This is a genomic window from Flavisolibacter ginsengiterrae DSM 18136, from assembly GCF_059568575.1.
In genome coordinates, this window is record NZ_JCANTR010000005.1 from 222,370 (window position 1) to 243,789 (window position 21,420).

The 21,420-nt window shown below is 41.0% G+C and carries 18 protein-coding genes; 7 read left to right on the plus strand and 11 right to left on the minus strand.

The genetic code is table 11. The annotated features are described in order from the left end of the window. The first annotated feature begins 2 nt into the window (after positions 1–2). Positions 3–1,010 carry a PorP/SprF family type IX secretion system membrane protein gene (locus tag BP74_RS07820; protein ID WP_496372776.1) on the plus strand — a complete coding sequence of 336 codons (1,008 nt, stop codon included), beginning with the start codon at positions 3–5 and terminating at the stop codon, positions 1,008–1,010. 86 nt (positions 1,011–1,096) lie between these two features. On the opposite strand, the gene BP74_RS07825 is transcribed toward BP74_RS07820, so the two are convergent. Beyond that, positions 1,097–2,710 carry a catalase gene (locus tag BP74_RS07825; protein ID WP_496372778.1) on the minus strand — a complete coding sequence of 538 codons (1,614 nt, stop codon included), beginning with the start codon at positions 2,708–2,710 and terminating at the stop codon, positions 1,097–1,099. 21 nt (positions 2,711–2,731) lie between these two features. On the opposite strand from BP74_RS07825, the gene BP74_RS07830 reads away from it, so the two are divergent. From BP74_RS07830 to BP74_RS07840, 3 genes are all read left to right on the plus strand, one after another. Next, a complete protein-coding gene (locus BP74_RS07830) occupies positions 2,732–3,787 on the plus strand; it encodes a hydrogen peroxide-inducible genes activator (protein ID WP_496372780.1) in 1,056 nt (351 codons plus the stop codon). Positions 3,788–3,846: 59 nt separating this feature from the next. After that, positions 3,847–4,320, plus strand: a complete 474-nt coding sequence (locus BP74_RS07835; protein WP_496372782.1) for a redoxin domain-containing protein — start codon at positions 3,847–3,849, stop codon at positions 4,318–4,320. Positions 4,321–4,405: 85 nt separating this feature from the next. Next, the gene (locus BP74_RS07840; protein WP_496372784.1) at positions 4,406–4,744 is read left to right on the plus strand and encodes a T9SS type A sorting domain-containing protein; all 339 of its coding nucleotides are present in this window, start codon (positions 4,406–4,408) and stop codon (positions 4,742–4,744) included. A 58-nt stretch (positions 4,745–4,802) separates the two neighbouring features. Here the strand turns inward: BP74_RS07840 and BP74_RS07845 are convergent, their stop codons facing one another. Beyond that, positions 4,803–5,975, minus strand: coding sequence for a class I SAM-dependent rRNA methyltransferase (locus BP74_RS07845; RefSeq protein ID WP_496372786.1), 1,173 nt, complete (start codon positions 5,973–5,975; stop codon positions 4,803–4,805). A gap of 198 nt (positions 5,976–6,173) precedes the next feature. Here BP74_RS07845 and BP74_RS07850 point away from each other — a divergent pair, with 198 nt between their 5' ends. Further along, complete coding sequence (locus tag BP74_RS07850; protein WP_496372788.1) at positions 6,174–6,740, plus strand: nucleotide exchange factor GrpE; 567 nt, start codon at positions 6,174–6,176, stop codon at positions 6,738–6,740. Between the two features lie 74 nt (positions 6,741–6,814). Continuing rightward, a complete protein-coding gene (gene dnaJ / locus BP74_RS07855; RefSeq protein WP_496372790.1) occupies positions 6,815–7,978 on the plus strand; it encodes a molecular chaperone DnaJ in 1,164 nt (387 codons plus the stop codon). A gap of 66 nt (positions 7,979–8,044) precedes the next feature. Here the strand turns inward: dnaJ and BP74_RS07860 are convergent, their stop codons facing one another. Genes BP74_RS07860 through BP74_RS07880 form a run of 5 tightly spaced genes read right to left on the minus strand, consistent with a single transcriptional unit; the run spans position 8,045 to position 13,832 of the window. Continuing rightward, on the minus strand, positions 8,045–9,811 hold the full coding sequence (locus BP74_RS07860; RefSeq protein ID WP_496372792.1) for a YfbK domain-containing protein: 1,767 nt from the start codon (positions 9,809–9,811) through the stop codon (positions 8,045–8,047). Positions 9,812–9,861: 50 nt separating this feature from the next. Beyond that, a complete protein-coding gene (hpt, locus tag BP74_RS07865) occupies positions 9,862–10,395 on the minus strand; it encodes a hypoxanthine phosphoribosyltransferase (protein ID WP_496372794.1) in 534 nt (177 codons plus the stop codon). After that, complete coding sequence (locus BP74_RS07870; protein WP_496372796.1) at positions 10,382–11,611, minus strand: glucosaminidase domain-containing protein; 1,230 nt, start codon at positions 11,609–11,611, stop codon at positions 10,382–10,384. Before BP74_RS07870 ends, hpt begins: the two co-directional genes overlap by 14 nt. 33 nt (positions 11,612–11,644) lie before the next feature. Then, complete coding sequence (locus BP74_RS07875; protein WP_496372798.1) at positions 11,645–12,286, minus strand: O-methyltransferase; 642 nt, start codon at positions 12,284–12,286, stop codon at positions 11,645–11,647. After that, positions 12,273–13,832, minus strand: a complete 1,560-nt coding sequence (locus BP74_RS07880) for a sodium:solute symporter (protein ID WP_496372800.1) — start codon at positions 13,830–13,832, stop codon at positions 12,273–12,275. Before BP74_RS07880 ends, BP74_RS07875 begins: the two co-directional genes overlap by 14 nt. Before the next feature lie 91 nt (positions 13,833–13,923). On the opposite strand from BP74_RS07880, the gene BP74_RS07885 reads away from it, so the two are divergent. Next, positions 13,924–14,466 (plus strand): LOG family protein, encoded by a 543-nt coding sequence (locus tag BP74_RS07885; protein ID WP_496372802.1) that lies wholly within the window; start codon positions 13,924–13,926, stop codon positions 14,464–14,466. Here the strand turns inward: BP74_RS07885 and BP74_RS07890 are convergent. The 4 genes from BP74_RS07890 to BP74_RS07905 all read right to left on the minus strand — a co-directional run bounded on the left by BP74_RS07890 (position 14,463) and on the right by BP74_RS07905 (position 21,389). After that, entirely contained in the window at positions 14,463–15,041 is a 579-nt protein-coding gene (locus BP74_RS07890; RefSeq protein ID WP_496372804.1) for a hypothetical protein, read from the minus strand. The two genes, BP74_RS07885 and BP74_RS07890, sit on opposite strands and share 4 nt — an antisense overlap. A gap of 84 nt (positions 15,042–15,125) precedes the next feature. Further along, positions 15,126–16,541, minus strand: coding sequence for an FAD-binding oxidoreductase (locus BP74_RS07895; protein WP_496372806.1), 1,416 nt, complete (start codon positions 16,539–16,541; stop codon positions 15,126–15,128). 171 nt (positions 16,542–16,712) lie between these two features. Further along, positions 16,713–17,750 (minus strand): PorP/SprF family type IX secretion system membrane protein, encoded by a 1,038-nt coding sequence (locus BP74_RS07900; RefSeq protein ID WP_496372808.1) that lies wholly within the window; start codon positions 17,748–17,750, stop codon positions 16,713–16,715. Positions 17,751–17,780: 30 nt separating this feature from the next. Next, the gene (locus tag BP74_RS07905; RefSeq protein ID WP_496372810.1) at positions 17,781–21,389 is read right to left on the minus strand and encodes a DUF7948 domain-containing protein; all 3,609 of its coding nucleotides are present in this window, start codon (positions 21,387–21,389) and stop codon (positions 17,781–17,783) included. Positions 21,390–21,420: the final 31 nt, after the last annotated feature.

The window sequence follows — 21,420 nt, forward strand, 5'->3', positions numbered from 1 at the left end:
CAGTGAAAAAGAAATTGTACCATATTATCTTTTTTATTTTGACACTGGGATCTAATGCTGTAGTATCCGGACAGGATATCCATTTCTCCCAATTCTTTGAAGCACCGCTTTTAAGAAATCCTTCACTGGCAGGAATTTTTACGGGAGATATCCGTATACAGACTGTTTACAGGGACCAATGGAATAGCATGACTGATGCGTTCAAAACTTTTTCTCTAAACGGAGAATATAAAATGCCCGTAGGAAAAGGATCTGATTTCTTAACTACCGGTTTACAAATTCTGCATGATCGCGCCGGAACTGTTTCATGGGTATCTACACATGTATTACCTGCATTGAATTTTCATAAATCTTTAAGCAACGACCGCAATAGGTATTTATCACTTGGCTTCATGGGCGGCTTTGTACAAAGAAATTTTGACCGTAGCAAAATGACCACCAATAGCCAGTATGATGGCATGGGCGACGGTGAAATATTATTAAAACCACTTTACACTTACCTGGATGTTTCAGTTGGAATGAGTTATAATTCACAAATCGGTGAGAACCCCAATAATAACTTTTTCCTGGGAGCAGCCTATCATCATCTCAATAAACCCAAAAACAGTTTTTACAGAAATGGATCTGCAGAACTGGAACCTAAATGGGTCGCATCAGCAGGTATACGTCTTGCCGTTACCCCAATCAGTTACCTAACCATCCAGGTAGATCATTCCAGGCAGGGGCAATTTATGGAAACGGTAGGTGGTGCATTATATGGGATCAAGATTGGTGACGATTGGGATAAACCGCTATATACTATTCATGGTGGAGCTTTCCTTCGCTGGAATGATGCTATAATACCTGTGATCAAGCTTGATTATGCTCCTTTCTCTGCGGCCTTTAGCTATGATGTAAATCTTTCCAAATTAAAAACCTCCAGCTATGGAAGAGGAGGATTTGAGTTGAGCATTTCCTATATAGGTTTTATTAAGCGGGAAATTGAATCCTTGAACTGTCCCAGGTTTTAAAAAACGGTGGTTAACCAGATCAATCCTGTCAACCACCGTTAGTAAGAAGTATTTACATACCAGTTCACATACTACGTAACCAGTTATTAATATGGTTTGGCATCCTGTGATACTGTTGCGGCCTCCTCAACAGCTTCAGCTGAATGAGAAGTTCCTATCGGGCCTTTACTTATACCAGGTCCTGCTCCCCTGATCCCTTCTGCAAGCCTCCTTCCGTAATCAGGATCACATTGTGTACACAGATCGATCATCTTATCCTGAATGTGTTTAGCGGCTGGCTTTAGCGCATTAACCAGGTTTTGTATCAACTCATCTCTTTCCCATGGTTCATGCAACCTGTAGCGTTCACCGGCCTGCTTAAAATTATTCTGGCGGTCTATCTTCCGACGAACAAGCCGAACGTCTTTATATTCCGCCTCATGATCCTTGCCCGTTTTTGGAGCCTCTCTAAGGCCTCCCAGTGAGGAAGGTTCATAATTTACATGCGGGTTCACTCCCGGTACCAGGTCTTGTTTATAAGCCATTTGCCCGTCGCGCTGATTGGTTGCTACCTGTTTTTTAGGCGCATTGATTGGTAGTTGCAGATAATTGGTTCCCACCCTGTACCGTTGTGTGTCAGAATAAGAAAATGTTCTGCCCTGCAACATTTTATCATCAGAAAAATCCAAACCATCTACTAGTACACCTGTACCAAACGCAGCCTGTTCAACTTCTTCAAAATAATTTACGGGGTTTTTATCCAGCACCATTTTACCTACAGGTAAAAATGGAAACTTGTCTTCAGGCCATATCTTGGTATCATCCAATGGATCAAAGTCAAGTTCCGGGTGCGCATCGTCACTCATTATTTGCACGCATAATTCCCATTCAGGAAATTCGCCGCGTTCAATGGCATCATACAGGTCTTGTGTGGCATGATTGAAATTCTTTGCCTGGATCTGTTCTGCCTGTGCCTGGGTAAGATTTTTAATACCTTGTTTGGGTTCCCAATGATATTTGACAAGAACTGCCTGCCCATCCTGGTTCACCCATTTATACGTATTGACTCCCGAACCCTGCATCTGCCTGTAGTTGGCAGGAATACCCCATGGTGAAAACAGGAAGGTGATCATATGTATTGCTTCCGGCGTATTGGAAATAAAATCAAATATTCTTTCACCATCCTGACGGTTGGTAACTGGATCAGGCTTAAATGCATGAATAAGATCAGGAAATTTGATGGCATCGCGGATAAAAAAGATCTTCAAATTGTTGCCTACCAGGTCCCAGTTGCCATCTTCAGTATAAAATTTGGTAGCAAACCCTCTTGGATCACGCAAGGTTTCCGGTGAATGACCACCATGGGTGACAGTAGAAAAACGAACAAATACTGGCGTACGCTTTCCCTTTTCCTGGAATAATTTAGCCCGCGTATATTTTGATACTGGCTCGGTACCTACCATCCCATAAGCTTCAAAATAACCATGTGCACCAGTCCCCCTTGCATGCACCACTCTTTCAGGTACCCGTTCCCGGTCAAAATGAGACATTTTTTCAAGAAACTGGTAATTTTCTAAAGTGGCAGGCCCTCTTTCCCCCACTGTTCTCAGGTTTTGGTTATCCGTTACAAGGTGTCCTTGCCGGGTGGTCAGTATAGTAGCATTTTCCTTACCGTTGCCTTGCTGGCCATTTCCCTTGCTGTTTGTTTGTTCTGTACTCATAAAGAAATTTTTATGTTATGAATGGATAAGGTCCTGGCAGAAGTAAAATCAATCCATTTAAATGTTCTTATTAAAGGTCTGCACTATTTTTACATTGACAAAAACAATTGTTTCTATACTTTCATAGAGTACATCTATATTATGAACCTGCAACAATTAGAATACGTGGTAGCTGTAGATCAAAACAGGCATTTTGCCAAAGCTGCTGAGAAATGTTTCGTTACCCAGGCCACGTTGAGCATGATGATCAAAAAATTAGAAGAAGAATTAGGGATTATCTTATTTGACAGGAGTAAACAACCTGTTGTTCCAACGGAAGCTGGTAAATTGGTGATCGAACAGGCGCGGTCTGTATTAAAAGAAACAGAATTAATAAAACATCTTTCCGTCAATTTAAAATCAGGGTTGCAGGGCGAATTGAAAATTGGCATCATACCCACCCTGGCTCCTTACCTGCTGCCATTATTCCTGCAACATTTTCTTAAAAATTATCCATCCATTAAATTAAAAATCCAGGAACAAACCACGGAGCAATTATTGGAAATGCTTTCCTCTGATAAAATTGATGTAGCAATCATGGCCACACCACTCAATAATAAGAATTTTAAAGAGACACATTTATTTTATGAGGAGTTTAAGGTATTTGTTTCTTCCAATGACAAAAGCCTTAAAAAAAAGTACCTGTTGCCGGAAGACATAGATATTAATAAACTTTGGTTGCTGGAAGAAGGACATTGTTTGCGCTCCCAGGCATTGAACCTTTGCGAATTGCAACAACAACAGGCCAAAGCACATAACCTGGATTATGAAACCGGAAGCATAGAGAGTCTTCTTAAAATAACAGAAATGAATGAAGGAATCACCATAGTGCCTGAATTAGCCACCCTGAATTTTAACCCTGTCTTTCGTGATAAATTACGCCATTTCAAACCTCCTGTTCCTGTAAGAGAGATCAGCCTGGTTACTTACCGGTATTTTATCAAGCAAAAATTGCTTGAACTCCTGGAAAAAGAGATTCGCACCGGGGTAAAACCTTTTCTCCATCATAAAAAGGAATCACATGTGATTGCTATCTGAAATTATTTTAATTAATAGAACATGTTGGCGATAGCTTTGTTATGATTGAAATTGAAACTATGGCAATAGAAATAGGTCAGTTAGCACCAGAATTTAGCCTGTACAGCACCGACAAAGAGAAGGTCACGCTATCTCAATACAGGGGAGAAAATGTATTACTACTATTCTTTCCACTCGCATTTACATCAGTATGTACAGCCGAATTATGCGCTGTCAGGGATAATATGAAGATCTATGAAACCCTGCGTGTCAACCCGCTTGGTATCTCTGTTGATTCCTTATATACATTAGCAAAGTTTAAACAGGAACAAAATTTAAACTTTCCTTTATTAAGCGATTTTAATAAAACTGTGTCCAAAACCTATGGATCCTTATATGATACCTTTGGTTTTGAAATGCAGGGAGTCTCTAAGCGGTCAGCTTTTTTGATTGATAGGGATGGAATTGTCCAATATGCCGAAGTTCTCGAAAACGCAGGAAAGCAACCTGATTTTGAAGCTCTGCAGGTAAAACTACGAGAATTATCAAAGTAGTTTTATCATTTATAGATCATTTTTCGGCAAGGCGTTTGTATTTTTTGTAAATTGAAGTATTATTGTATTCAGAAAAATTTAATATTTGATTAGACTTTTACTTATAGTATCCTTTATTGTTTTAACCATTCACTCCGAAGCTCAATCCCGTGAAATCCCGGGAAGTGCATCAGCAAGTGTTGTCAGGTTATATCCCAACCCTGCGACTACGGTTATCAATTTTGATTTGCAACGATCTATCGATAAAGCTTATTCCCTTCAGATCTACAGTTTCATGGGAGCCCGCAAAATGTTTGAACAAACCAATTTAACTGACAGAACTTCTATCAATCTTTCCGATTTTAACAGGGGAGTTTATATCTATCAGCTACGCGATAAAACCGGTAAACTGATAGAATCTGGTAAGTTCCAGGTATCTAAATAATATTTGTTTATCCGGGGTGTTTTCCCCTCATTCCCCCTTTGCTTCATCATTTTCTAAATCATAATACCTGTACAATCAGGAATTTCAGGTAATGGGTATTTTCCATATTCCAAATGATAGGATGGTCGGAAGACTGTGTCTGGAATGTTACCTGCCTGATCTTTCTCCTGGCATCCTTTGCTGCCATATCAATGATCTGCAAAAATAATTCAGGCTGCACCAGGTTGGTACAGGATGAAGTGACGAGGAAACCTCCGGGCTTTATTAGCTTCATACCTCTTAAATTAATTTCCTTATATCCGGTAATAGCTTTTTGAATAGTGGCCCTGCTTTTGGTAAATGCCGGTGGATCCAGCATGACTACATCATAACGTTTATCTTCCTTTGACCATTGTTTCAATACATCAAATGCGTTGGCGGTTTGAAACCTAACTATATTATCTAAACCATTGAGCTGGGCATTCCTGTTTGCCTGCTGCACGGCATTTTCAGAAATATCCAAACCTAATACACTCTTAGCTCCATAGTGGGCGGCATGTATCTCAAAAGTTCCCGTATAGGTAAAGGCTCCTAAAACTTCAGCTCCTTTTACTATATGCTGAATGGCCCTGCGGTTATCCTGCTGGTCAAGAAAATAGCCGGTCTTCTGACCGTTTTCAATATCCACATGAAATTGTAAACCATTTTCGTTAATGATAATACCTGTGTCGAAAGGTTGGCTTAAATACCCCTTTTGCTGCGGTAAACCTTCCAGTTCCCTTACCGGTACATTATTACGTTCATATATCCCTTTTGGCTTAAATACGGCCTCCAGGGCCTTTACAATGGCAGGTTTCCAGACGTCAATACCCAGTGCCAGGGTTTGAATTACAAAGTAATCGTTGAACTTATCAATGATCAACTGGGGCAACCCATCAGCCTCCCCAAATACCAGGCGGCAATTCTCTGTGTATCCAATTTGCTGGCGATATGCCCAACATTCCTGAATACGGGTAAGAAAAAAATCATCATCGATAACGGTTTTCTTTTCCGTGGTTAAAAGCCTGATAATGATCTGCGACTGTGGATTGAAATAACCTTTCCCTGCAAACTTTCCATCAGAAAAGTACACATCCACCACATCACCAGCCTTTGGATCTCCTTCCCATTTCTCTACTTCGTTGGCAAAGATCCAGGGATGTCCATTCAGAATTCGGTTGGCAATTTTTCTTTTTAGTTGAACCCGGGTCATAGGGGCGCAAGATACGGCAGTAACCCAATTGGGTCTTTTATGTATATCCTAAGATCAACTTAAGCTTTTAACAACATCATTATGACAATCACTCTGCCTGAATGCTTGTTAACACTGTATTAAAGGACATTTTGTCCCTTCTTTTGGCGTTGGCAATATTCTTGACAGACCTACCTTTGCACACAATTTTGATTCATCATGAAGAAAAACGAAGTAAAAGACAACGGACAAGACAGCAATATTGACACTTCCTTGAATATCAACACCGATGAAAATATAGATGGCAATCAACATTTGAACGACCCGGTTGCTGAAGAATCAGAAATAGAAAAGCTCAGGCAGCAGGTTGATGAATTGAATGACAGGTATTTGCGCCAGGTAGCTGAATTTGAAAACTTTAAGCGCCGTAATGCACGGGAAAGAATAGAATTGATTCAAACCGCAGGTAAAGAGGTGATAACTGATTTGCTTGATGTACTGGATGATAGCGAAAGAGCCCAAAAGCAATTGGAAACCACCCAGGATGTTCAACAGATAAGAGAAGGGGTTCAACTGGTTTTTACAAAGTTCAGAAATACACTGGCATCCAAGGGATTAAAGCCTATTGATGCCTTAAACAAGGACTTCAATGTTGATTTACATGAGGCTGTGACGGAAATTGATGCCGGGGATGAAATGAAGGGTAAAGTGGTGGCTGAGATCCAGAAAGGCTATTACCTTAATGATAAGATTATTCGCTTTGCTAAAGTAGTGGTTGGTAAATAAACACCTATTCAAGAGCTGTGGCTTATTATTAGGCCCGGCAACAAAGCTTTCATAAATACAAGCTACAAATAGAAATGTCTAAAAGAGATTATTACGAGATATTAGGTGTGAGCAAATCAGCATCTGCGGATGAGATAAAAAAATCTTACCGTAAGGTAGCCATGCAATTCCACCCAGACCGTAACCCGGGAGACAAATCAGCAGAAGAAAAGTTTAAGGAGGCTGCTGAAGCTTACGAAATTTTGAGCGACCAGGATAGACGTGCTCAATATGACCGGTATGGTCATGCAGGGGTAAGTGGAAATGGCCGTGGAGCTCACCCCGGCAATATGAATATGGAAGATATCTTTAGCCAGTTTGGTGACATCTTTGGCGAAGATATTTTCGGAAGCTTTTTTGGTGGCGGTGGCGGCAGATCTGCAGGTGGCCAAAGAAGATCAAGAGGCACCCGTGGCAGTAACCTGCGCATTCGCCTGAAATTGAATTACGAGGAAATTGCTAAAGGTGTAACAAAGAGCATAAAAGTCAAAAAATATGTTGGTTGTAATGCCTGTGGTGGCAGTGGTGCCAAGGACAAAGGGAGTGTTCAAAATTGCTCCACCTGTGGAGGCAGTGGCCAGGTGAGAAAGGTTACTAATACCTTTTTAGGCCAGATGCAAACGGTTACAACCTGCCCTACCTGTAATGGAGAAGGATCAACTATTACAGCTAAATGCGGCAATTGTAAGGGAGAGGGAAGAGTATACGGAGAAGAAACGGTAACAATAGATATTCCTGCCGGTGTCCAGGAAGGAATGCAACTTAATATTAGCGGAAAAGGAAATGCAGGCGAAAGAGGTGGCGCAGCAGGTGACCTGATCATTTTAATTGAAGAAGAAGCACATAAAGAATTGCAAAGAGATGGATTGAATGTCGCCTACGATCTTCATATTTCATTTACTGATGCAGTTTTTGGAACACAGGTGGAAGTTCCCACCATTGATGGCAGGGCAAAGATCAAAATACCTGCTGGTACACAAAGCGGTAAGATCTTCAGGCTGAAAGGAAAAGGATTTCCCGCTGTAAATAGTTACGAAAAAGGAGATCAGCTGGTTCATGTAAATGTGTGGACACCGCAACATGTTTCCAATGAAGAAAAGGCAATGCTTGAAAAGCTTAGTCATTCATCCAATTTCAAACCAGCCCCGGATAAAAACCAGAAAAGCTTTTTTGATAAAATGAGAGAGATGTTTTCCTGATTCAAAGGAAATTAAATAATAAAGAAAGGGGCCTGGAGCCCCTTTCTTTATTATAATGTAGCATGGTTAATCTTCTTTGTCCCGCTTTCTTTTCTTACCATAAATTCCCTTTGCCTGTTGAACTATAGTTAAGAATTCCTTTTGAGAAAAGTTTTTCGGGTCAACAGCGCTGCCAGCTAATTGCAAAATGGAATTCCAGGAAGTTTCTTTGAAATACTTAGAATTTCGCAGCATTCCACCAAACATGACCACCGCACTGGCAAACTGGTAACATTTAGGTGCCTGTAATAAGGGAACCATTGTAACCGGAGAGGCTTCTGTAAGCTTTAAAATTTTGCTGCTATCCGGAAGTTTATATTGCAATTCATAAGATACCAGGTGATCATCAATTTCCTTCCCGATAAGATTGTCAATTGGAGCAACAGGAACCAATTCGAAAGCCACCATAGCAGAATATGCTGATCCTATTTCTCCACCCTCTATCATCGAGCTTACATCTTTTATGGCTCCCATTTTATTATCAAAACCGATAAGCCGGTAATCTTTTACATAATCAGGGTTGAACTTCACATTGAGATAGGCATCATCAGCTACAGTGTATAATGTTTGAGTAAATTCCTTTAGCAACACTTTTTCAGCTTCGTTATAACTATCCAGGTATGCAAAATTGCCATTGCCTCTTTGTGCCAGAGTCTGGATCTTTGAGTCTTTATAATTTCCCATGCCTATCCCCAGGCATGTTAGATAAATACCCTGCTGCCGCTGTAGGGAAATCATTTCTTCAAGATCTTCCTCCTTTTTCAACCCTACATTAAAATCTCCGTCAGTAGCCAGGATAATCCTGTTGTTTCCTCCCTTGATAAAATGGTTTCTCGCAACACTATATGCCAGCTTGATACCAGATTCACCTGGGGTAGATCCCCCGGCCTGTAGACTGTCAATGGTTTTAAATATGATGTCTTTTTCATTGCCACCAGTGGTAGGGAGTGCCACGCCTACAGTACCTCCATACACAACGATCGACACGGAGTCCTTTGCTCTCAGGTTATTTACCAATGCCTTGAAACCCGCCTTTAAAAGCGGCAACCTGTTAGGCATATCCATTGATCCGGAGATATCAATAAGAAATACCAGGTTACTTGGTGCAAGGCTGTCCAATGATAATTTCCTTGACAGTATCTGCGTAAATAAAAGTTGGTTATTCTTATTCCATGGACATTGCGTAAGTGTTGTTTTAATTTCAAAAGGCTTATCAACAGGGGGCTCAGTATAACCAAAATTAAAATAGTTCAGCATTTCCTCTATCCTAACTGCATCAGGGGGAACAGGGGTGTTCATAGTCAAAAACCTGCGAATATTACTATAGGAAGCTCTGTCAACATTGAGTGTTAACCCGGTGGAGGGATAATCAAAGCTGTTTACAAATTGATTTTCCACTATGCTGGCATAGGTCTCATCACCTGCAAACCATTTTTGTTGAGATTCCCTGGTCAAGTTTTGGGTTAGTGAGGCCAGTTTATAACCCTGCCTGCTTTTATTAAGAGGAGCTTTTTTCAGCCGTATCTCGGCATTTACATCTGCATTTACCGCCACCCTTTGCGCCTGGTAGCCATCCATCGAAAAACTGAGTGTATCTGTTTTATTGTTTGTAAGAATGCCAAAGGAGCCTTCCATCCCGGTAAAGTAAACGTAGCCCGTACTATGCAAATAAATGTTTACATTTTGCAGTGCATTGCCGGCTTCATCTTTCACCTGTCCTTTCACATAATAATGCTGTGCAAAGACAAATAGGGGACAAATAATAGAAAAAACAATATATAATAAGCGCTTCAAAGCAATTTCTCCAGCGAAAAAATACAAAACTTCCGCCTGAAGTCAAAGAGTTAGGCCAATTGATAGATCTCCTTAAGGTTTCTTCCCAATCCATCATAATCCAGTCCATACCCTACGACGAACTTATTTGGAATTTTAAATCCAGTGTAATTGATCGTTAAAGGAAATTGTGAGGCTTCTGGTTTGTGCAGCAAGGCTGCAATGGCCAATGACCTGGGTTGCTGGTGATGCAACTGGGGAAGAAATTCATTTAATGTTTTCCCCGTATCAACAATATCCTCTACTATCACCACATCACGTCCAAAAACATCCTGGTCAAGTCCTATAGCTGTAATAATGTTCCCGCTCGACTTCATCCCTTTGTAAGAAGCAAGTTTGATAAAGCAAATCTCCGCATCTATGGTCAGGTGTTTGAACAAATCTGCAGCAAACATGAATGAACCATTCAGGATCGCAATGAACAAGGGCCGTTTATCTTTATAATCCTGATTAATGGAATCAGCTATCTCGCGGATCTTAGCTTGTATCTCTTCTTCCGATAAATAGGTGTCAAAACTTTTGTCGTGAAGCTTAATTGGTCCCATTCCCTGTTTTTTTATTGATACGCAATTGCTGGCCTGTTCTTAAATCATTCGATTGTAATGCATTCCATTTAATGAGATCGTCTACAGATACCTCGTATTTCCTGGAGATGGCATACAAAGTTTCCTTTGGCTGCACTGTATGAAAAACAGTTTTCATCTCAGTACTATAACTTACAGGCGCAGAAGGCCCTTTAGAATAGGCCATCACGGGCGAAGGATCATCTGTAACCAATTTAGGCATAGAAGGTGCATCGTTCTGCAGGAATAGTTTTTCTCCAGCCTTTGGTTGCATGCCATACTTCAGAAAATTATATTCTAAAAGGCTTTCCATTCTAATACCTTCATTCTGCGCAATATCATGTAAAGTTTCACCCTGTAGTACTATATGGTACTCATTAGCTCCTTTTTTTCTTTTACGTTGCAGAAAAAGAAGCTGATCCACCTGGGCAATATCTAATGATGAATGGAGATCATTGAATTCAAAAAGCCGGGATAAAGAAATATCATTTTCCTCTGCCACCTTTAAATAGGAAGTGCCCTTTGGAATAAAGATCACCTTTGTTTCATTGATCTTAAATAATCCCGAGGGATATTGTACAGTTGGTACAGTCTCGATACTTACAGCAGGAATAGATTGGCTATTAGCCTCTTTGCTGGTAACGTTATTATTTACGAGTGAAATATTACTATTATCACCTTTCCGGTTCAATGCGATCAGGGTATAATCTTCCAGGTTATAATCCTTTATCAATTTAATAAGGATTTGTGGATAACGGGGATTCGTTGCGTAACCAGCCTTTTTCAGTCCATAAGCCCAGGCTTCAAAATCTGTAGGATCAAGCCTGAATAAAAAAGCATAGTGCGGACGACTCTTTAAAAAATCGGAATGATCCTTATAGGAATCTATAGGATCATCATACTTTCTAAAACATTCGCCTCTTGCATCATCGTCATGACTTACACTGGGTCCAGACCATTCAGCCTTACATTTTATACCAAAATGATTATTTGATTTTCTCACCAGGTCACTCTGACCCGCACTGGTTTCATGTATGCCCTGGGCCAGGGTAATAGCTGCCGGTACGCCGGTACGGTTCATCTCTTCTATAGCTATATCCTTGTATGTATCAATATACTTTTGAATGACCTCAGTGGACTGGGCAAACAACATGCTGCCAGAAAAAAGAAAGGAAATAATGATGGAGAGCTTTTTCATTGGATGTCTTAGGTTTCCGTGCAATATTTGATATCAGTGCAATTTCCTGATCAGGCAAAGTCCATCCCGAATGGGCAACAGCAATCTTTCCACATCATCCCTACCTGCGACAAAATCATTAAAAGCCTGAATGGCTTTAGCATTTTTGCCTTTGACCGGTTCTTCTAAAACCTGGCCATGAAAAAGCACATTATCCGCTAAAATAAAGCCGTTTGGCTTTAGTTTGGGCAAAACCAGGTTAAAATAACTGATATAATTTTCCTTATCTGCATCGATGAAAACCAAATCCCACAATTCATCTATTTCACCGATAAGTTCTAACGCATCACCGATATGTAAAATTATTTGATCCTTAAAAAAAGATCGGTCAAAAAAGGCTTTTGCTGAATTTGCATCCTCTTCCCGAAGTTCTAGCGTATGTAGAAGACCATCCTTTTGTAGTCCCTTGGCCAGGCAAATGGCGCTGTAACCGGTAAAAGTACCGATCTCCAATATGCGCTTTGGCCTGATCATGTGACTGACCATTTCCAGGAATTTACCCTGGAGATGACCACTTAACATATGCGATTTTGGATGACTATTATATGTATATGCTGCTATCTCCTGTAATAGTGCATCTTCTGCTGAAGTATACTTTTCTGCATACGATTGAACAAGTGGATTAATAAGCTCCATGCTCAAGAATTGTTTTTACTTCTTTGGAAACAGGTTGGGGTTTTGAAATTATGTATAGGCCCAGGTAGGTCAGTATACCGTTATAGATCAATAATTCGGTTCCTATTTTGAAATTACCAAAAATGGCATGGGATAGAGATTTAACGCCATCAACCCATGAACCCTCAATGTTTACCTGCTTTTGCCACCATTCAATATTGTTCACGAAATCAATTCCAAGAATAAGTAAAGGGGCCAATAGGCAGACATATAATGATAACCTGTCGTTAACCTTTCTATTTGTCAGTATACCGAAAGAAAACAGTCCCAATAGTGGGCCGTAAGTGAAACCAGCCACTTTTAAAATAATATCAATGATGGATTTACTGTCCATAAGCTTAAAGCCCATAACGATCAGGAAAAAAATGGCTGCAAACGTGATGTGCACAGTTAGCCTGGTTCGCTTTTTCTGCTTTTCAGAAAGGTCATCTTTTCTTTTCAAACCTAAAATATCCAGGCAAAAAGAAGAGGTCAATGCAGTAAGTGCACCATCTGCGCTTGGAAACAGGGCGGATATTAATCCAATAATAAAAATGATAGAGATCGCCGCCGGCATGTAACCTTTCAAAGCAATGGTAGGAAACAGGTCATCGCCTGGTACAACTACATTGTTGGCTTTGCCATAAAGGAATAACACACCACCGAGTAACAAGAATAAAAAATTTACCACCACCATGATCACGCTGAAGGTTATCATGTTCTTTTGGGAATCTTTCAGCGTTTTCACACTGATATTCTTTTGCATCATCTCCTGGTCAAGCCCTGTCATGCCAATGGTAATAAACATGCCCCCCAGTATGCTTTTTAGAAAGAATCCCGATGAATTGGTATCCGTGTTAAAGATCTTTGTCAGGTTGGTCTTTCCCAGTTCCTGCAAGGTAGAACCAATAGAATGGTTCATGTTGCTCATTATGTAGATCATACAAACCACCAGGCCCAATAGCATAAAAGTTGTCTGTAGTGTATCTGTATAAACGATTGTTTTTACTCCGCCTTCAAAAGTATACAGGAGTATCATTAATAAAATGATGAAAGTGGTGAGACCAAAACTGATCCCCAGGTCTTTCAAAATAAAGATCTGCAACACATTGATCACGAGGTACAACCTTGCCGTAGCACCTAAGGTCCGGGAGATAATAAAGAATAGCGCACCGGTTTTATAGGAAGTTATCCCAAAACGATGCTCCAGGTAATTATATATAGAGGTAAGGTTTAGCCTGTAATAAAGAGGCAATAAAACATATGCAATGACAAAATAACCCAGCAGGTACCCAATGACTACCTGCCCGTAAGAGAAAGCAGCCAGGCCAACAGTGCCCGGAACAGAAACAAAAGTGACGCCGCTTAGTGAAGTACCTATCATTCCAAAAGCCACAAGCATCCAGTTGGAATTTTTATTTCCAATGAAAAACGACTCATTATTCGAATTACGTGAAGTGAAATAAGCAACAACTAAAAGAATGACAAAGTAGGCGACGACAAAGGATAACAATACAGCAGAATTCATGCTTTATCTTTTTATGAACAGTTGCAAGATTACGATTGTAATTTTTGAAGATAGAAAAATTTGTATTCCTTTTGCTTTCAAAGACAATGCAATGAGCAAGATTAACAAAGTGGCCATCTTCTGCGGATCAAAAGTAGGGAACAACAAATTATATGTGGAGCATGCCAAAATAATGGCAGGAATACTGGCAGAGAAAAAATTAGAATTGATCTATGGAGGCGGGAAAAATGGAATAATGGGTGTTGTTGCAGATACCGTAATGGAACAAGGGGGAATCGTTCGCGGGGTGATCCCACAGGTTTTAGTTGGCTGGGAACACCAGCATGATAACATTAGTGAGTTACTGGTGGTTGATGACATGCATATTCGAAAAAGAAAGCTTTATGAATTGTGCGATGCTGCCATCATTCTTCCGGGAGGCTTTGGTACACTGGATGAACTTTTTGAGATCGTTACATGGAACCAGCTTTCCATTCACGATAAACAAATATTTATTCTGAACACTGCCGGATTCTATGATCCATTACTTAATCATATGCACCACCTGGAAAAAGAAGGCTTTTTATATGGAGGTGTAGATACCATGTTAACGGTATTGAAAGAACCTGCAGAATTCCTGCAGTATCTTAATTAATGCAGGCCTATATTATATCCAAAGGTGTAAAATGGCCTGGCCCCGTAAGGCGAGTTCTTGTTTTGCAATACATCATAAAATACAGAGGCTATAAATGCACCTCTGCCTGAAGGAAAAACAGCACCTCCGCCCAATAACAAACTGGGAACGATCAGTGCATCCATTTTATATTCTTCACGTGGCGGTCCATAGAAGATTTGCTTACCAAATACGTAGTTAGCCTCGGGCTGCACCTGTATCATGATTTGCTGTATAGGATACACCCGTCCAAATACATTGAGCCCGGCTACACCCTGGGATGTTTTCCAATATGGATCGCCGTTAGAGTATCTTTCCTTTGTGCTTACATATTGTGCATTGATTCCTACACCGGTAGCCACATAATCTGTGAACCTGTATCCTATTTGAGGAGAAATATTGATCAAAGTATAAGTACCAACTGATAATCCAAAGTTACCACCCACAAAAAGCTTTTCCTTTTGAAAACCCTTTTTCCCCGTATCGGTGTCAGTATCCTGCGAAAGAACTACCTGGGAAAATGAAAGCAGGAATAAAAAGAAACTTAATTTTTTCATCAAGTGGGTTTTATTGACCATTACTGTAGTAACCTAATTTATTGTATTTAAAGACATTACCTGAATATCCTTCGCTGCATAGGGTCAGGCATCAAATATTTTTCCTGCATTGAGAATGTTATTGGGATCAAAAACCTTTTTGATCTGTTTCATGATCTGCATTTGCATTTCATCAAATACGATGGACAAATATTCCTTTTGTACCAGGCCGATACCATGTTCTCCACTGATGGTACCACCTAATTCTTTTACCAATTGAAATATTTCCCTGATCCCTGTTTTTAGTGACCCATTCCATTGCTCATCACTTAACTCACCTTTTATGATATTCACATGCAAATTGCCATCTCCGGCATGGCCGTAACAAACTGAATGGAAGCCATATTTCCTGCCTATTTCCTTTACGCCCTTTAATAATGCAGGAAGTTCTGCCCTTGGTACTACTGTATCTTCTTCCTTATAGATAGAATTAGATTTTACAGCCTCTCCCACCCTACGACGCAGTTTCCATAATTCCTCTTTCTGTTGTGCATCCTCAGCAAATAATATCTCTCCACAATCAAAACCCATCACGATTTCAGAAATACCTTCCATGTCCTTCATCAAAACTTCTATATCATTTCCATCTACTTCTATCAGCAAATGAGCCTGTACAGCTTCATCTATAGGAATTATACTATTGTCAACAAATCGCATTACCCATGTCAGCGCATCCCTTTCCATAAATTCCATTGCACTGGGAGTGTATCCTGCCGTAAATATGGAACTTACTGCCGCACATGCATTTTCAGCATTTTTAAAAGGTACAAGCATCAGCAAGTCATATTTTGGCAAGGGTATCAGTTTTAATACAGCTTTTGTCACAATGCCGAGTGTGCCTTCACTGCCTACTAATAATTGGGTAAGATTATAGCCCGTGGCATTTTTCAAAACATTAGCTCCTGTCCACATGATCTCCCCTGTAGGCAAAACCACTTCCAGGTTCAATACATAATCTTTGACCACACCATATTTCACAGCCTTGGGTCCACCGCTGTTCTCTGCAATATTTCCCCCTATCATGCAGGACCCCCTGCTGCTTGGATCAGGAGGATAAAACAGCCCTCTTTCTTTTACGGCATCCTGCAGCACCTCCGTTATTACCCCGGGCTCAGTGATCACTTGTAGGTTACGCTCATCAATTAAAATGATCTTATTTAATCTTTCTATGGAAAGCAGCACACCACCAAAATTTGGCAGCGCTCCACCACTGAGGCCGGTACCTGCCCCACGGGGCGTAACGGGAATCCTGAATTCATTGCATAGCCTTAAAAGCTGGCTTATCTCTTCCGCATTGGCTGGCTTAATGACTACGTCGGGCAAAAAATGAAGGTCTTCAGTTTCATCGGAAGCGTAATGATGTAATACTTCCTCATCTACAAAAACATAGGGGGCGCCGACGATATTTCTGAACTGCTCAAGGTGAACTATCGCAGCGGGTGTTCTATCAACAGTATACATGAACCTGAAATAATTGCTGTAAAAATCGTTTAAAACATGCAAAACTAAAAGCAAAAATCCCAACTACAGGCACGTAGCATGAAAAGAACCCTCAGAAACTGGTATAAAGGCCGCTGAGGTATTACAAAGCTTCTAAAGATGAAGACGTCAATAAACTGTAGCAGGTAGCTGTTAATAAGTCTTAAATGTCGGGCAAGGTGTTACTTTCTGGCCACCAGGGGTTATTACTCCTTGCTTTATCAATGAGAACTCAAAAGCTCCCCGGGAATTATTGAAGTTCTTCAAAGAAGAAATAGTGGCATCGTAGGTAAAAGTGAAAGTATAATCCTTAAATCCTAATCCCACCAAAGGAATAATAGCTTCCTTATGCCTGTAATATGCACCGGCAATTAAAAGATATTCTCCATCACCTGATAAATTGTAGTGGGCATTCATTCCCCCTACCAGTTCAGATACATTTGATTGGCGGGTGTAATAAATATTTGGATTCAGTATAACCTGGTCGTTCAACTTAAAGCTTCCATTTAAAAATCCTATATACCGCATAGGCACCCGGTTGTCAACCCCTGTTGCCTCAGTTGAAAAGAATGATTCGTGGGGGCGGTTTACGTGATGTACCGAAAAGCCCGTGTTGACATACACGCTTGGCGTGGGGAAATAGGCATAGTTCATTCCAACTTGCATATCCAGGTAACTGATATTGTTATTGTCAAGGGAAACACTGGTGGGCAGTTTGCTATCGAAGAATTTTCCATCAAACTGGTCCGGGAATTTAAGATTGGCAACATTGATTTGTTTATTGGACATACCTACATTAAATCCAAGACTTAACAAACTGGAATACCCCAGCAACTGGTGATACGCTACTGAACCATATAACTTTGTAGAGGTAAGATTGCCGCTACCTGCTACATCTCTTAATATAACGCCACCCAAACCAATCCATCCATTTTCAAACTTGTTCTTCATTAGCTGAACGTCTCCAAAAGCACTCATGGTCTTATAGGGCACTGACATGATCGTTGACCATTGGTCCCGGTAATTGATACCGAGGCGGTAATCTCCATCAGGAATAAATCCCGTATTAGCAGGATTGGTCGTTAAGGGTGAATTAAAGAACTGAGAAAAATGAAGATCCTGGGCAAATGTCTTGGGGGCAAAAAACAATGCGCTGATCAAAAGGCTCCATATGTAAATAATATGTTTCATTTGCACATTTTCGAATTTGAACTTGTACAGTTACCTGATCAATGTTATATCCCCTTTCCTGCTCGTCTTGGTCCCATCAGAAAACTCGGCCTCAATAGTATAAGCATATACATCCATAGGGAGCAGTTTACCATTGAAGCGGCCATCCCAGCCAATGTGTTTATCATTGGTTTCAAAAACCTTTTCACCCCAACGGGCCCATATTGTAAACTTCATCTTTGCAATTCCAAAGCCACGGGCGAAAACCTTGCTGTTCACATCTCCGCTATTAGGCGTAAAGGCATTGGGCACATCCAGTGCGGGCTCTATGAGCGTGCTGACGTCCTTGCAAATAGTATCTGAACAACCTGCCACATTATATGCTATAAGACAAGCATGGTAGGTATTGGTTGCATTGTATTCATGTTGAATGATTGACCTGGTTGTGGTCAATAAGGAATCTCCATCACCAAACAGCCATTTGAAACGAACTGCATCCGCACTTGAAAGGTTTGTGAATGAGATAGGTGTATTTACTACCGGTGGCTGAGGCGTTGCCGTAAAGTCAGCCGTTGGATTCGCATAAATGGTGATGCTTGATGTTTTGGTATCAGTAATGTTACAGGTAGCCGAATCTATAGCTGTAAGGGATATGGTATAGGTGTCAGGATTAGGATATAAATGCGTTGGGCTTACATCGGTAGATGTACCACCGTCACCAAAATCCCAGGTAAATTGAGAGCCTCCGGCTGATATATTATTAAAGCTTGCTTCATACGGAGCACAGCCAGTAGCCGGGGTCTCAAAATCTGCCTTTACCAAAGCTGCGACGCGTATTTGTTTCACCACGCTATCCGGAGAATTACAATAATTATCATCACTCAGGATGAGTTTTACTGTATAGGTACCGGGAGCTGCATAGGTATGAAATACCTGGCCTGTTCCTGCTTTGATCCTTGGCGTATTATCTCCAAAATCCCAGGTAAAGGTATTACCGGTAAAAGGTGCCGAAGGAGGAGCTACTGATAGATTATCAAACTGGTATTTAAATGCCGTACATGGGTCTAGTTTTTTGGAATTAAAATCCAGTAAAGCTTTAAGGTCACCTACTTTAATATTCAAGTAGGAGGTGTCCCTGATGTTACAGGTTGTTGAATCTATGGCCACCAGCATTACCCTGTAAACGCCTACAGCATTGTAAGTGTGACTAAGTCCCGGCGTGGTAGAGGTTACTTGCGGGCTACCATCACCAAAATTCCATTCATAACTCACTGCCAATTGGGCCGTATCAGTAAAGTCAACGGTCAGAGGCACACAACCTGCAGTATCCCTTGGAACTCCATTAATATAAGATTGGATGCCTGAACGGACGCCGGAAAACTCAAATGAGATCTTCACCATAGCAAGGTTGCAATTTGCACTCGAGGGTTTAGTAGCAGACCAGGCACCAGGCGTGGTAGGGAAAGGCAGGTTATTGCCACAGTTGGCACATATAGCCTGGTAGATCACCCCATTCTGGTCAAAACGGCTGGTGCCTCCATCAACGTGGTCACCTATAGAACCCGGTGCATTTTGTCCAAAAAAGCTTCCATATAACTGGGCAGCCGCATCCTTCTTTAAAACAAAAAAGTAAAAATCCTGTCCCAGGTGGTTAGCAGTATTGATGTCAGGAGAACTTTTGATGGCATCCGGTGTCACAGGTAAGCCTTGTGCACCCGAACTCTTATACCTGGTATCTACAAGGCCTCCCCAACCGGAGACGTAAACATTCTCACAACGATCCACAAGGAAAGCCACAGGTGAAATATCAGGAAAAGCATCACCCTTTCCGAAGGTGGTAGAATACACATAACCGGAAAGGTCCTTTTTCAATTTAGCAATGAACTGCTTGCCATTTGCCTGGCTCCATCCTGCATTTAGAACAGGCCATTTGCCAGTGGTTTGCCCCATCACATAAGGAAATCCAAACTTGTCAAATTTTAATCCGTACACCTGGTCATCGCCGCTGGTTCCTAAAAATGTACTCCGGATCAGGGTTGATCCATCATTACTGATCTCTGAAACAAAACCATCAATACCTCCATTATTGGAAGGGCTGATACTACCCGAGGTAGAACCAAATCCATTATTACTTAAGGTTCCCCCGGCTACATAAATATTACTGGTAATAGGATCTATAGATATAACATAGGCGGCATCATCGCCACTTCCTCCCAAATAAGTGCTGAACAATAAATTAGAAAGATCGGGAGTGAACTTGATCACTACGCCGTCCTGGCTGCCTCCTGAAGAAGATTGAAATCCACCCTGCACCTTAAAATTGTCTGAACGTGTGCAGGAAGCGAGGTAAATATTACCAGCGTTGTCAAGGTTAACCTCACTGCGACCTTCATCTCCATAATTTTGTTGAAGGGAACGGGCCCCACCTCCACATGCTGAAATATTAGCTCCGTCTTCCCCACTCCCACCTATCCGGGCCGAACCCACAAGACCATTACCGGCTGCATTCAGCTTGGTTATAATGATGTCCCATGAGCCACCAGGTCCAAATACAGGTACCGTAGTGGGATAGGATGTGCCTCCTGCTCCAGGAAGCGGTGAATCAGTTCTTCCAGCAATGATCAGTTCTCCCCTGCTATCTGTTATCAGGCTTTGGGGCATTTCATTTCCACTACCGCCAAGGTAGGTGGCATACAATCTTGTTGTCCCATCGGGGGAAAGCTTTATTATTCCAATGTCAAAACCATTGTTTCCAAAACAAGATCCTCCATTACCAAAATCTGTATCGTAAGCACCTGGCGAAACAGGAAACCCCTGGGAGAATACGATACCTCCTCCAAACATACTTCCATCAGGACCATAGGTAGCCGTAAAACCCCAATTGTCCGCAGCACTTCCCGTAAATGAACAAAATATCAGTGTAGGATCTATAATAAGTGTAGTGGTTGGATCATAGTCCTTTATATTGAACCGGACCGTATTGTTCTTTAAAGAATATTTAGCGCCTACTTCAGCCTTACCATTCTGTTTGTATTGAAAGCTATAGGGAGACAATTCTTTAAGGTCACCAACGGACGTGCCAATGATCAACTCTTTATTTTTGATCTTTAGTTGATTGACGCCATTATACTTCAAAGCAATGTTGGCCACATTTCCACCTGGATTTACAATGAGATCATACTTCATTGTTCCATTGTCAGAATAGTACCTTACATCAATATTTGGATAAATATCTTTCACTGTAATACCCTGGTAGGTTTTACAGTTAGTAGCCCACTTGGAGGGATCATTGCCCAAAAAATAATTACTGACAGTGATCAATTCCTTATCTGGTAGCACCCTGGCCTGGGGATTGGCACCTTCAAAATTGACGGTATAGGCATGCGAACGTAAAACAAGGTTTCGTGCTGCATCCCTGTTTGTTTCATTAGCACCCCTGTTGTGCGTAAATTCATGAAGCTGTTCCCAGTCTGAAGCATTGTTTTGCAATACAGTAAAACCATCCTTGTGTACAAAAAAAGCACCTGCAGACACCTTGCCCATGAATAAAACTTTCTTATCCCATTGGCCCTTATTTTCAATAAATTCAATATTCTGGCTAAAGCAGGAAATAGCAAGAAGGGTGGATAGCAGAAGAAGTATGTAGCTTTTAGGGTTCAATCTTTTCTAAGTTAACTAATATTCATCAAAA